Raw genomic sequence first — 13,220 nt, 5'->3', positions numbered from 1 at the left:
GGACAGGTCATGAAGGTTCTCATCGTCGACGACATGCTGCCCAACGCCATGCTGTTGCAGGCCCTGCTGGCCGACCTGCCGGGCGTGGAGACCGAGGTGGTCGAGAGCGGGCCGCAGGCGCTGGAGGCATGCCGCGATCAGGCGCCGGACCTGGTCGTCACCGACTACGTCATGCCGGACATGGACGGCGTGGAACTGGTACGGGCGCTGCGCGAGGCGCGGCCGGACGATTTCATCCCGGTCCTGATGGTCACCGCCGACGACCAGAAGCAGGTGCTGTATCAGGCCTTCGAGGCGGGAGCGACGGACTTCCTGCGCAAGCCGCTGGACGAGGTGGAACTGCGCGCGCGGGTGCGCAACATGCTCGCCCTGCGCCGCCAGCACCTGGACCTGGAACGGCTGGCGACCACCGACACGCTGACCGGCGCCCTCAACCGCCGGGCCTACATGGCGCGGTTGGAGAAGGAGACGCAGCGCGCCGGCCGCTACGGGCATGAGTTCGCCGTACTGATGCTCGACATCGACCACTTCAAGCGCATCAACGACACCCGCGGCCATGCCGCCGGGGACCAGGCGCTGGTGGTCTTCGCCGACACGCTGCGCGACCACCTGCGGGACACCGACAGCCTTGGCCGCCTGGGGGGCGAGGAATTCGCCGTGCTGCTGCCGGAAACCGGCGCCGACGGCGCCGCCGTCCTGGCCGAACGGCTGCGGGCGGCCGTGGCGGCTGCACGGGTGACGGCGGATGCCGAGACTTTCGGCTTCACGACCTCCGCCGGCCTGGCCACCTTCGCCGGCGACACGCCCGACAGCCTGCTGCGCCGCGCCGACGGTGCGCTCTACCAGGCCAAGGAAGGCGGCCGCGACCGGGTGGTGGCGGCCGCCTGAGGAACGGCTACTCCGCGGCCTTTCCCTGAATCACGGGCTGCGGCAGCGGCACGGGCGGCGCGCTGCCGTCCTTGTCCTGGCCGAAGTACAGGGTCATGTGCGGGAACGGGATCTCGATGCCGGCAGCGTCGAAGTGCTGCTTCACCAGCTTGTTGTAGGCCCGGCCGATGGCCCACTGCGAACCCGGCGCCGTCTTGATGCGCACGCGGATGTTCACCGAGCTGTCGGCCAGGGCGACGACGCCGCTGACCTCCAGGTCGTCCAGGATCAGGGGCGCGTTGTCGGGGTTGGCGCGCAGCTCCTCGAACGCTTCCTTCAGGCGCTCGATGGCGTCGTCGACGTTCTCGCGGTAGGCGATGCCGTACTCGCCCACATGGAAGGCGAAGTCGCGCATGAAGTTGGTCACCAGGTCGACCGACGAGAACGGGATGATGTGGTACGAGCCCGCCAGGTCGCGGATGCCGATGGAGCGGATGGTCAGCTTCTCCACGGTGCCGGAGATGCCGCCGACGGTGACGACGTCGCCGGTGTTGATGGCGTTCTCAAGCTGGATGAACACGCCCGTGATGATGTCCTGCACCAGCTTCTGCGAGCCGAAGCCGATGGCGAGGCCCAGCACGCCGGCGCCGGCGATGAGGGGGCCGATGTCGATGCCCATTTCCGACATCACGATCATCGCCGTCATGGTGATGAGCACGATGGAAAAGGCGTTGCGGAAGATGGCGAGCAGCGTCTTCTCGCGCGCCCCCGGCTCGCCGGTGCCGGTTTCGGGGCTGAGCCGGTGCTCCACCCACGATGCCACGGCGATCCAGACCGCCGCCGCCAGGACGACGATGACTGCGATGTCGATGGCGGCGGACAGCACCACCGATCCGCGCTCCGACGCCATCCAGGCCGCCACGTCCCAGACCTCCCACGCCGCGGCGATCAGCGCCAGGACGACGACGACCACGACCGTGCGCACCACGCGCAGGCCGGTGGGAATATAGGTGTTCAGGCGCCTTTCAAGCTGCGGCAGGCGGCGTCGGGTCTCCTCCGGGACGCGCACGCCCAGCATGATGAGCCGCTCCAGAATGGCGTAGGCCACGAAGCCGCCGGCGACCGCCGCCAGGGTCTGGAAGGTGGCCGAGGCCATGAAGGGCAGGGCGTCGCCCGGCCGCACGATGGTCACCAGCGCAAGTGCGGCGAAGTACAGGATGGCGAAGACGTGCCAGGTGCGGGCCAGAAGCCGGATGGCGGCGCCGGTGAAGCCGCTCTTGGCATTCCCCGCCCGTGCCGTCAGCGCGTCGCGCACCCGCTTGCGCTGGGCCAGGATGCCGGTCAGGGCGTAGAGGAACGCCAGCAGCATCACCAGCACGGCGACGGCACGCCCGGCGCCCCAACTGATCTGGGCGGTGACGACGGGCGAGACGAACAGCATGCCGTAGCCGATCAGCCCGACCAGGCGCGCCAGCAGGATGTTCCAGATCGCCGCGTCCTCGGCCGGCAGGGGCAGGATGCGCAGGCCCTGGTAGCGCGAGGCGAACAGGCCGCGCATGCCCAGCTTGACGATCTCGATGATGAGAAAGGCGTTGAGGAACAGGGACTGCGCCGTTTCCATGCGCCCGGCCGTGCCCAGCCAGGTCAGCGCCAGAACGTAGCCGCCGACCCAGGCGACCAGCACCACTACGAGGTCCAGCAGCGCCGTTCCGCCGATGGCGATGATGCGGTGAACCCAGCGCCGCTCCCCCTCCTGCTGCGCCATGACCCAGCGGTCCGCGCGGGCGTAGGCGGGCCGGACGGCCCGGCGCAGCACGAAGAACAGCACCAGCACCGTGGCGATCACGATGGCCAGGTTGGCCGCCCACTCGCTCAGCTGCGCCAGGTCGCGGCCGCCGCCGTTGAACATCTCGGTCAGGCCGGTCCAGACGCCCTGGGCCTGCACGATGACCTGCTCGGCAATGCCCTTGGTCATGGTGGCGATCTGGCGCGCCAGCGATGGATCAGGCGCCGCCGCCGCTTCGGCGGCCTCCTCGACCGCCGGGGCGGCAAGGCGCCGCAGGTCCTCGATCAGCGCCCGCCGCGCCGTTTCGTCCTCCAGCACGTCGGCAAGGGTGGAATAGGCCGGTGGTGGCGCGGGTTCGGCCTCCTGGGCGAAGGCCGGCGCCGGAAGGCTGAGCATGAGAAGGGCGAAAAGAGGCATAAGGAGGCGAAGGGGGCGGAGTAGGAACGGCACGGTCAAGATGCTCCGTGGTGTCGGATCGGTGGCGGGGCCCGGGACGGGACACCCAGGCTGAACAAGGTGTGCATGACATGCAATACGGCGAACGCTATACGTCCGGTTCTACTCGACCGGATCATGCGGCTCCTGTCAAATCCATCGCTTGCGACGGAAGATCAAGACCTCCAGCATGACCACCACGGTCAGCAGGCCGCAGACGATCCAGAACGCCGCGTCGCTGTCGGTGCCGGGCATCCCGCCGACGTTGATGCCCAGCAGACCGGTCAGGAAGCCCAGCGGCAGGAAGATCCCGGCGACGACCGTCAGCAGGTACATGGTCCGGTTGGTGCGCTCGGCCTGCTGCTGGTCCAGGGCGTCCATCAGGAACGTCGCCCGCTCGCGCACGCTGTCCAGGTCCTCGACGAAGCGCAGGACATCGTCTGCCGTCTGCCGCAGGGAGATGCGGTCGGTGTCCGTCAGCCAGCCGGCGGGGGTCTCTGCAATGCGCGCGACTGCCGACTGCTGCGGGCTGAGAAAGCGCCGCAAAATGCCCGCCCGCCGGCGCGTCGGCCGCAGGCTCGTGAAACCGTCGGCCTGTTCGCGCGCTTCCAACAGGTCTTCCAGCGCCTCGATCTCGTCGTCGATGGTGCTCAGGAACGGCGCCATCCGCGCGGTCAGTCCCTCGGCGACCATGGCGACGAACTGGCCGACCCCGCACGGCCCGTGGCCGGATTCCAGGCGCGCGTCCATGTCGCGCACCGCCATGATGGGATAACGGCGGAAGCTGATGACAAGGCTGTCCGTCACCCACAGGCGCAGCGACAGCATGTCCTCTGGAGACGCGCCGGGATTGAGGTTCACGCCCCGCAGGTTCACGAGTGCGGCCTCGCCCCAGGGCTCGAACCGCGGCCGGGTGTCCTCGGCCAGCAGGGCCCGCACAGCAGCTTCGGGCACCGCCGCCACCTCCGTCAGCCAGGCGGCAAGGCCGGGGGCCGAGCGGTCCAGGTGCAGCCACAGCGGCGCCGCCCGATCATGCAGCGCCCGCGCCAGGTCCGCCGCCTCAAGCCGCCGGCCGCCGCCGTCGCCGCTTAAGGTCCAGGCGTGGATCAGGGCGTGTTGCACGTCTGTCACTCTTCATCTCCAGTTGGTCACACCACACCGGTGCCATGGCGCCGCTTCGGGGCCTTTGCCCTTCGCGGCGACCACGGCACCACTAACCGGCGCGAAAGGCGGCTTGTCCCGCCCGCGCGGTCGCGCCGGACACCGACGCCCCGGGAGCGCCCGGCGCGTCTGGCGTGGTCACTCTATCGCCTGGGCGGACGATTCGTCAGCTAGGCGAAGACCGACCGGATTTTTTCCACCATTGCATTGAGGGATGCCGGCTTCTGAAGGTGCCCTGCCGGCTTCAGTGCCGCGACTTCGCGCTCGGACCCCGCGCAGCCGGAAACCACGATGACGGGAATGCCGGCGATGTCGGTGTTCTGCAGTTGGGCCTGGCGGAAGTCCCATCCGGTCATCACCGGCATCATCAGGTCGAGCAGGATGACGTCGGGCCGCCAATGGCCCAGCATGTCAAGGGCATCGCTGCCGTCGGCCGCCTCCCGCACCTCGAAGCCCTCCATCTCCAGGACCGCCACGAACCCCTGGCGCATTATGACGTCGTCTTCGACCACAAGAACCCGTTTCGTCATCCTGCGCTTCCAGCCTTGCCGTCCCTTGCCGTTCGCGGAAGGACCGCCGTGAACCGGCTGCCGCGGCCGGGCTCCGAATCAAGCTCGACCCATCCGCCCAGGGCTTCCAGCAAGCTCTTTACCAACGAAAGCCCGAGCCCGACACCCGGTGTGTGCTTGCGGCGCACGTCGCCGAGCTGCTCGAACGGCTGAAAGATGAGGGTCTGGTTGGCGGCGGCGATGCCGGGGCCGGGATCGGCGACCGTGCAGCGCACTTCGGCTCCCGAATCGGCGATGGCGATCGTGACGGTGCCGCTGTCGGCGTGCTTGATGGCGTTTTCGATCAGGTTGACCAGCACCAGGCGCATGAGCTTGCGGTCCGTGTCCACGATTGCCGCGTCGCCCGGCTCCAGCACGATGGTCTGGCCTCGGGCGACCGCGCGTTCGCCGGCGTCGGCCACCACGTCCGCCATCAAGGCCCGCAGGTCAACCGCTTCGGGACTGACATTGATCTTCCCGCTTTCCACCGCGCTCTGCTCGAGGATCGTATTGACGATGTCGGTCATCCGTTGCGATGCATGGGACAGATTGGCAACCGCCTTGGCCGTGGCACCCTCCGTCGCGGCCGGGCTGCGCTTGAGCACCTCCAGGTAGAGCGCGAAGATCTGCAAGGGAGAGCGCAGCTCATGAGACGCCATGCCGAGAAACCGGCTCTTTACCGAAGCCGCCGTCTCGGCCTGTTGACGGGCGACCCGGGCCTCGTCAAGGGCGCGGGCGAGGTCCCGCGTCCGCGCCGCGAGGTCCTTGGCCAGGGTCTCGATGTTGCGCTGCCTGGAATTCAATTCGCTCCGCAGCACGTCGCGCGCGCGCTTGACGTCGGCAAGGTTGGAAACCCGCGCCGTCAACTCCTCTGGCGAGAAGGGCTTGACCACGTAATCCTGGGCGCCCCGGGCCAGCAGCCTGATGCGCAGGGCGTCGTCGGCCTTGGCCGATAGCACCAGGACGGGTGTGTCGGCCAGCGCCGGGTCCCGGCGGATGGCCTCGACCATCTGGTCGCCGGACATGTGAGGCATCATGATGTCGGTGAGGATGACGTCTGGATGGTGCGTCCGCGCCATCTCCAGCCCCTGGCGTCCATCGGCCGCGACCTTCAGGTCGAACCGTCGGTGCAGGGTTTCGACCATGAACCGGCGCAAGTCGGCATTGTCCTCCACGACCAGCACCAATGGAGCCCCGGACCGCTCCGGGACCCGGCTCGGAGCCTCAAGCTCCTGCTGAACCTCGTCGAGTTGGCCGAGCATTCCGGCCACCGTGGAGTTCAGTGCTGCCGCCGCTGCGGTGTCGTCTTCATCCCCGTCGGCCGGCCTGACGACGGTTCCCTCCGGCGCGCTCAGCGGCAGGCTGACCTGGAAGAGGGCGCCACCGGCGGGAGCGTCCGCGACCGAGATGGTGCCGCCGTGCAGCTCGGCGAATTCCTTGGTGACGGCCAAGCCGAGTCCGGTGCCGCCGCTTTGCCGCGTGGCGCCGCCGTCGGCCTGGCGGAACCGTTCGAAAATGGTTCCCCGCATGTCCAGTGGCACGCCAGGTCCACTGTCCTGCACCGAAATCACCGCAGACCGGTCATCGGGCTGCTCCACCGAACAGACGATGCGTCCGCCGGTCGGCGTGAACTTGAAGGCGTTGGAAAGCAGGTTGAGCACGACGCGCTCAATCTTCGCGCCGTCGACCTGGGCCGGCAGGCTGTCGGGCGCGCGGACCAGGAAGCGGATGGAGCGCTCTGGCGCCAGGGCCTCGAAATGGCCGGCCATGCTGCGCACCAGGGCGGCGAGGTCGGTGTCCTGGTAGTCGACCCCCATCTGGCCGGCGTCCAGTTTGGCAACATCGAGCAGGTCGTTCACATGTTTGAGCAGCATGAACGCGTTCTTGCGGATGACCTCGATGTCGCGGTGCTCGGCCTGCGTCAACGAGCCGCTTTGCAGCATGCGTTCCGTCGGTCCCAGCATGAGGGCGAGCGGGGTCCGCAGTTCATGGCTGACGTTGGCGAAAAACTGGCTTTTCACCTCATCCAGTTCGCGGATGCGGGCCAGCAGGAGTTCAAGCTCCTGGTTCTTGCGGGCGACCTCGGCCTCGGCGCGCTTCTTCTCGGAGATATTGCGGCCCTCGGCCAGCAGGAAGACCACGGCGCCGCTCTGGTCGGTCACCGGCACGAGCGAGTAGTCGATGATGATGGTGTCCTCGCCCGCCGCCTCGCCGTAGACTTCCACGTCATAGCGCACGAACGCGCCATCGGCCGCGCGTCGGCAGGCCTCGCGCTGGTCGTTCATGATCGCGGTCGACACCCGCCACCATCGTGCTTCCCAGAACGGCTTTCCCTTGAGGTCATCGAGGCGCATGCCCGCCCCTTCGAGCGCGGCGCGATTGACATCCAGCAGTCTGCCGTTGCGATCGAGCAGGGCGACGAACTGGTACATCTCGTCCATGACGATGCGCGCCAGCTTTTCGCGAAGCTGGTGCTCGTCATTGGTGGCGCTCAGTTCCACCTGACGAACGCAAACCGACTCCTTGAACCCCAAGAGGTGCCACAGAAGCGTTGTCAAACGCTTTCTCCTTTCCGCCCCGCCACGGGGTTACAACGAGAAGCTCCCGTCGGAAGGTCCCTTGAAAAATAGGCCGCCGGACCGTCGGCGGCAGCCTCAGCCCGGCGCCGGCCTGCATTCTGGCCGCCATCCCGTCTACTCGCCGGGGCCCGTGCGGTCGCCGTCGGCCTCCGGCGGCTGCATCTCAAGCGGTTCCATGCGCCAGACCGCGCCCGGTTCCTCGCCCTTGACGTTGGTCAGCAGGTAGATTGCGCCGTCCGGACCCTGCTCGACGTCCCGGATGCGGGTGTTGAGGGGCAGGAACTCCGTGGCCGTCACCGTGTCGCCGTCCAACTCGACGCGCTCGACGCCGCCGGCCGACAGGCCGCCGAAAAGAATGTCGCCCTGCCAGTCGGAAAAAAGGTCGCCCGTGTAGACGATCATTCCCGACGGCGAGCGCACCGGGGACCACACGTGGACGGCATCGGCAAACTCGGGGAACGCCGTCGGATCGGGGATGTCGACGCCGTTGTAGTTGATCCCCCAGCTCACCACCGGCCAGCCATAGTTGGCGCCGGCCTCGATCCGGTTGAGTTCGTCCCCGCCAAGGGGACCCATCTCCGCGATCCACAGTCCGCCGGTGTCAGGATGAACGGCCGCCGCCTCGATGTTGCGGTGGCCGTAGGACCAGATTGCCGCGGCAGCATCCGCGCGGCCGGCGAAGGGGTTGTCGTCGGGCACCGTTCCGTCGCGGTTCAGCCTGACGATGGCGCCCAGCGTGTTGGACGGGTCCTGCGCCGGCTGGAACTTGAAGCGCTCGCCGAGGGCGAGAAACAGGTGTCCCTCGCCGTCGAAGACGATGCGGTTGCCGAAGTGGTTGGGGCCCTCGACCTTGGGCTCCTGGCGGAAGATGACCTCCCAGTCCTCGATACGGTTTTCGACAAGGCGGCCGCGGCCGAGGGCGGTGCCCGCCACGCCGTCGTCGCCGGCTTCCGCGAAGCTCAGGTAGACGCGCTGGTTTTCGGCAAAGTCGGGGTCGAGCGCCACGTCCATGAGGCCACCCTGTCCCTGGGCGAAGACCTCGGGCGTCCCGTCGACGGGCTCCGACACCGCGTCGTCGGGCGAGACGATGACAAGCGTGCCCGGCAGTTCGGTCACCAGCATCCGCCCATCAGGCAGGAACGCCATCCCCCACGGCGTATCAAGACCCGTGGCGACCTCCTGGACGGAGACGGCGACATCGCCGGTATAAATGGATTCGACCTGCGACTGCGGCTGCGCCAGGGCAGGGCCCGCGATCACGAGAAGCGGGAGCAGGGAAAGCCTCATGCGGTGCGCTCCTTCATTGGGCGGTTGGGCTGGAGCGCGGACCGTGCTTGTGAGGCCGCGCCCGCAGTCTCACCCAAGCAACGCGCGCCGCGCCCGCGTGTTCCGCCTGATCCGCCGGCCCGTGGGGAGCGTAGAGACCCTATGCCCTTCGCGCACGCCGTGGCTGCGGCCACTCCCACCACGAACACGCGAGGCCTCGCAATGCTGATACGGTGGCCCGGACGCCTGTCCATCGGCGCGACGTTCGTTCTGATCCTTCTTTATGCCGCCCCGGCCGTCGCCGAGGAGGCGGCGCGCGTTGCCGCCGCGCCTGTCGAACGGGCCGACATCGTCGACCGCGTCCGGCTGACGGGGACCGTCGTCGCATCCCGGTCGGCGCGGGTGTCGACCGATGTGGGCGGGCTGGTTCAGTCCATGAAGGTCGACCTGGGCGATCGGGTCGGGCAGGGGGACCCGCTGGTGCAACTGGACGCGGCGCTGGAACGGCTGGAGCTGCGCCGGGCCGAGGCGGCGACGCGGGAGGCCGGGGCGCGGCTGGACGATGCCGAGCGGCGGCTGGAGGACGGCCGCCGTCTGGCGGCGCGGGCCAGCCTGCCCCAGAACGAGCTTGAGGCCCGTGGCTCGGCGGTGGAGGCCGCGCGGGCCGTCGCCGAGCGCCTTGCGGCCGAGGAGGCCTACCGGGCGGAGCGCGTGCGCCGTCACCTGATCGCCGCGCCCTTCGACGGGGTGGTGGCGCGGGAACGGACGGAGGCGGGCGAGTGGGTCTCGCCCGGCGATCCGGTGGTGGACCTGGTGGGCGTCGACCGCCTGCGCGTCGACGTGCCCGTCCCGCAGCGCTATTTCCCCGACCTGCGCGACGACACCGCCATCACCCTGCGGGCGGATGTGCTGGGCGGGCGCGCGGTGCCGGCAAAGGTGCTGGCGCGCGTTCCCGTCAGCGACCCGACCGCGCGCACCTTCACCCTGCGCCTGCGGCCCGTCGGCGACGGCCTGCCGCTGACGCCCGGCATGTCGGTGCGCGTCGTCCTGCGCCTGGCGACGGGCGAACGGGGCCTCGTGGTGCCGCGCGATGCCGTCATCCGGCATCCCGATGGCCGCGTGACGGTGTGGGTGGTGCAGGAGGGCGACGGCGGCCCTCAGGTCGCCGAACGGCAGGTCCGCCTGGGCCAGGCGTTTGACGGCCGCGTGCATGTGCTCTCCGGCCTGGACGCGGGCGCCCGCGCCGTCGTGCGCGGCAACGAATCGCTCCGGCCGGGCCAGCGCGTCCGCGTGGTCGGGGCTGGGAAACCCTCCGCTCCGGCCTCTGCCCCCGGGAATGCGGCTGAAGGCTGAGGGGGTGCGGCGTGTTCGACCGTCTGGTCCGCCAGGGCATCCTCACCACCGTCGTGACGCTGATCATCTGCGTGGTGGGCGTCGTGGCGGCCCTGGGCATTCCGGTGCAGATGATCCCGGACCTGGAGGTGCGCACCATCACCATCCGCACCACCTGGCCGGGGGCCACGCCCCAGGACGTGGAAAAGGAAATCCTGGTGGAGCAGGAGGAATACCTGCGCTCCATCCCCAGCATGCAGCGGATGGTCACGCGGGCGTCCAGCGGTCAGGCGCGGGTGGAGCTTGAGTTTCCTTACGACGTCGACATCACGCAGACGCTGATCCGTGTCAACAACGCGCTGAACCAGGTGCCCGACTACCCGCTGAACGTGGACCAGCCGCGCGTCTACGCCACGTCGTTCTCGTCCAATTCCTTCATGTACTTCCGCGTCTCGCCGGTCGACGGCAATCCGCGCGGGCTGGACATGGACATGATGCGGGATTTCGTGGACGACAACGTCCGCGCCCGCATGGAAAACGTGCCGGATGTCGCGCGCGTCGGCATCGGCGGCGGGGCGGAGCGCCAGATCCGCGTGCTGCTCGACCCCCGCGCCCTGGCCGAGCGCGACATCTCCATCGCCGACGTGCGCGAGGCCGTGCGCGCGCGCAACCGGGATACCTCCGGCGGCGAGATCGAGAGCGGCAAGCGCCGCTACCTGCTGCGCACGGTGGGGCGCTTCGAGGACCTGGAGGACCTGCAAAACCTCATTGTCCGCCGCCAGGGCGATGCGGTCGTGCGCCTGCACGAGGTGGCCGAGGTGCGCTTCGACCATTCCGAGGTGACGGAGGTGTCCACCGTCAACGGCCAGCCGGTCATCGGCCTGTCGGTTCGGCGGGAGGCCGGGTCCAACGTCATCGACATCAAGTACGCCATGCTCGACGAGATGGAGGCCATCAACGAGGAGGTCCTCAAGCCCAACGGCATGGTCATGGAGCTGACGGCCGAGGACGCGGGATACGTCGAGGCCTCCATCCGCAACGTCTGGATCAACGTGGCGCTGGGGGCGACGCTGGCGACCATCGTGATGTACGCCTTCCTGCGGTCGTGGCGGGCGACGGGCGTGGGCGTCATGGGCATTCCCATCTGCACGGTGGCGGCCTTCATCGGCCTGTTGCTGACGGGGCGCACCGTCAACGTCATCTCGCTGGCCGGCGTGGCGTTCGCCATCGGCATGACGCTCGACAACACCATCGTGGTGCTGGAGAGCATCAACCTGGAGCGCAAGCGCGGCCTCGACCGCATGAAGGCCGCCGTGGAGGGCGTGCGGCGGGTGTGGCCGGCGGTGGTGGCGTCCACCTTCACCACCATCATGGTCTTCGTGCCCATCGTGTTCATCGACCTGGAGGCCGGCCAGCTTTATTCCGACGTCGCCATCGCCATCAGCGCCTCCATCCTGGCGTCCATGCTGGTGGCGATCACGCTGGTGCCGACGGCGTCGGCGCACATGGACGTGCGCGGCAAGGGGCTTGGCGGCGGTACGGAAAAGGGGGCCGAGGGCGGTGTCATGGGCCGCACGGTCGCCGGCGTGGACTGGCTCATCCGCGGGCGCCTGCGCCGGCTGGTGGTGATCGGCGTCAGCGTGGCGGCCAGTGCCTTCGTCTACATCGTCCTGACGCCGCCGGCCGAATACCTGCCGGAGGGCGAGGAGCCCAAGACCTTCGTGCGCATGAACGCGCCGCCCGGCTACAACCTTGACACCATGACCGCCATCGGCAAGGAGCTGGAGGATCACTTCCTGCAGTTCGTCGGCGACGACCCCGCCCGCTACGCCGAGGGTGAGGCCGAGGTGCCGGCGCTGGAGTACCTCAACCTCTCCATCGAGGCATCGGGCCTGCGCATCATCACCGAAACCACCGATCCCGACCAGTTGGGCGACCTGATGGAGGTGATGACGGCCCGCTTCGAGGACTATCCCGGCATGCGCGCCTTCGCCTCGCGGGGGTCCATCATCACGTCCAACGACGGCGGCACGCGGTCGGTGAACCTGGACATCTCCGGCCCCGACCTCGCCGACGTTTATGCGGTCGCCTCGGCCGCCTACCAGCGGGCGGAAGAGGTGTTCGACGACCCCCGCCTGCGCGCCACGCCGTCGACCCTGTCGCTGTCGCAGCCGCTGGTGGAGGTCTACCCGGACTGGGAGCGCGCGGCCGAACTGGGGCTGGAGGCCGGCGACCTGGGGTTCACGGTCGCCGCCCTGACCGATGGCGCCTTCGTCGACGAGTTCTTCCGCGCCGACGACAAGATCGACATCTACTTCTACAGCGAAGCCGGCGTGCGGGCGGACCTGGACGATCTGGGGCAGGTGCCGCTGGTGACGCCGCAGGGATCGGTGGTGCCGCTGGCGACCGTCGCCCGCATCGCCGAGACGGTGGACACCAGCACCATCCGCCGCATCGACGGCCGCCGGACGGTGACGCTCAACGTCATCCCGCCGCCCGACGTGCCGCTGGAGGTGGGCGTTCAGCGGGTGCGCGAGGACCTCGTCGGCCATCTGCGCGAGACGGGGCAGGTGCCGGCCATCGTCGCCATCGACATATCCGGCGCCAGCGACCAGTTGGAGGCCACACAGGCCGCGTTGCTGGACAACTACGGCATCGCGGTTGCCATCGTCTATCTTTTGCTGGTGGCGATCTTCCGCCACTGGGGCTATCCGCTGCTCATCATGACAACCATCCCGCTGGGCGCGGCGGGCGGCATCGTCGGGCTGCAACTGCTGAACCTGATCGGCGGCATGCTGCCCTTGATCGGCTTCCAGGCCATTCACCAGCCTTTCGACATGATCTCCATGATGGGCTTCCTGATCCTGATGGGGACGGTGGTGAACAACCCCATCCTCATCGTCCACCGCGCCATGGAGAACGTGCGCGACCCGGAGACCTCGCCGCATGAGGCGGTGCGCGAGGCGGTGGCGTCGCGCCTGCGGCCCATCGTCATGTCCACCATCACCACCATCTGCGGCCTGGCGCCCCTGGTCTTCGTGCCGGGCGAGGGGACGGAGCTGTACCGCGGCGTCGGCGCCATCGTGCTGTTCGGCATCCTGGGGGCGGCGGTCGTGTCGTTGACCTTCCTGCCGGCCATGACGACCATCGCGCTCGGCCTGCGGGACACGGGACCGGTGGCCGCCGCCGCAAGCCTGGTGGCGCGGCGGCGGTCCTGATGCGGTTCAGCAGCCGGCCGGAGCTGAG

8 protein-coding genes are annotated in these 13,220 nt (G+C 68.9%); 3 read left to right on the top strand and 5 right to left on the bottom strand.

Going from position 1 to position 13,220, the window contains the following annotated elements; all coding sequences use genetic code 11:
* Nucleotides 1-9 precede the first annotated feature (9 nt).
* Nucleotides 10-888 carry a diguanylate cyclase gene (locus C882_RS12095; RefSeq protein WP_009540896.1) on the top strand — a complete coding sequence of 293 codons (879 nt, stop codon included), beginning with the start codon at nucleotides 10-12 and terminating at the stop codon, nucleotides 886-888.
* A gap of 7 nt (nucleotides 889-895) precedes the next feature.
* Here C882_RS12095 and C882_RS12090 read toward each other — a convergent pair whose 3' ends face one another.
* The 5 genes from C882_RS12090 to C882_RS12070 all read right to left on the bottom strand — a co-directional run bounded on the left by C882_RS12090 (nucleotide 896) and on the right by C882_RS12070 (nucleotide 8,663).
* Nucleotides 896-3,049, bottom strand: a complete 2,154-nt coding sequence (locus C882_RS12090) for a mechanosensitive ion channel domain-containing protein (RefSeq protein ID WP_160166790.1) — start codon at nucleotides 3,047-3,049, stop codon at nucleotides 896-898.
* A 189-nt stretch (nucleotides 3,050-3,238) separates the two neighbouring features.
* Nucleotides 3,239-4,219 carry a zinc transporter ZntB gene (locus C882_RS12085; protein ID WP_009540894.1) on the bottom strand — a complete coding sequence of 327 codons (981 nt, stop codon included), beginning with the start codon at nucleotides 4,217-4,219 and terminating at the stop codon, nucleotides 3,239-3,241.
* A gap of 200 nt (nucleotides 4,220-4,419) precedes the next feature.
* On the bottom strand, nucleotides 4,420-4,779 hold the full coding sequence (locus tag C882_RS12080; protein WP_009540893.1) for a response regulator: 360 nt from the start codon (nucleotides 4,777-4,779) through the stop codon (nucleotides 4,420-4,422).
* The gene (locus C882_RS12075) at nucleotides 4,776-7,355 is read right to left on the bottom strand and encodes an ATP-binding protein (protein ID WP_152415315.1); all 2,580 of its coding nucleotides are present in this window, start codon (nucleotides 7,353-7,355) and stop codon (nucleotides 4,776-4,778) included. The genes C882_RS12080 and C882_RS12075 overlap by 4 nt, the downstream gene beginning before the upstream one ends.
* A gap of 135 nt (nucleotides 7,356-7,490) precedes the next feature.
* Nucleotides 7,491-8,663 carry a PQQ-dependent sugar dehydrogenase gene (locus C882_RS12070; RefSeq protein ID WP_009540890.1) on the bottom strand — a complete coding sequence of 391 codons (1,173 nt, stop codon included), beginning with the start codon at nucleotides 8,661-8,663 and terminating at the stop codon, nucleotides 7,491-7,493.
* A 201-nt stretch (nucleotides 8,664-8,864) separates the two neighbouring features.
* On the opposite strand from C882_RS12070, the gene C882_RS12065 reads away from it, so the two are divergent.
* Together C882_RS12065 and C882_RS12060 are read left to right on the top strand one after the other, a co-directional pair.
* Nucleotides 8,865-9,995, top strand: a complete 1,131-nt coding sequence (locus tag C882_RS12065; RefSeq protein ID WP_009540889.1) for an efflux RND transporter periplasmic adaptor subunit — start codon at nucleotides 8,865-8,867, stop codon at nucleotides 9,993-9,995.
* A gap of 11 nt (nucleotides 9,996-10,006) precedes the next feature.
* Nucleotides 10,007-13,192: an efflux RND transporter permease subunit gene (locus C882_RS12060; protein ID WP_009540888.1), complete on the top strand. Its 3,186-nt coding sequence runs from the start codon at nucleotides 10,007-10,009 to the stop codon at nucleotides 13,190-13,192.
* Nucleotides 13,193-13,220: the final 28 nt, after the last annotated feature.

This window comes from Caenispirillum salinarum AK4, from assembly GCF_000315795.1.
GTDB classification, from domain to species: domain Bacteria; phylum Pseudomonadota; class Alphaproteobacteria; order Rhodospirillales; family Rhodospirillaceae; genus Caenispirillum; species Caenispirillum salinarum.
Note: the sequence above shows the minus strand (reverse complement) of the source record. Positions and strands in the feature narration are given on the sequence as shown.

Coding starts and splice junctions, on each gene's coding strand:
- C882_RS12080 (WP_009540893.1), bottom strand. CDS start 4,779: ATGACGAAACGGGTTCTTGTGGTCGAAGACGACGTCATAATGCGCCAG.
- C882_RS12095 (WP_009540896.1), top strand. CDS start 10: ATGAAGGTTCTCATCGTCGACGACATGCTGCCCAACGCCATGCTGTTG.
- C882_RS12090 (WP_160166790.1), bottom strand. CDS start 3,049: ATGCTCAGCCTTCCGGCGCCGGCCTTCGCCCAGGAGGCCGAACCCGCG.
- C882_RS12065 (WP_009540889.1), top strand. CDS start 8,865: ATGCTGATACGGTGGCCCGGACGCCTGTCCATCGGCGCGACGTTCGTT.
- C882_RS12070 (WP_009540890.1), bottom strand. CDS start 8,663: ATGAGGCTTTCCCTGCTCCCGCTTCTCGTGATCGCGGGCCCTGCCCTG.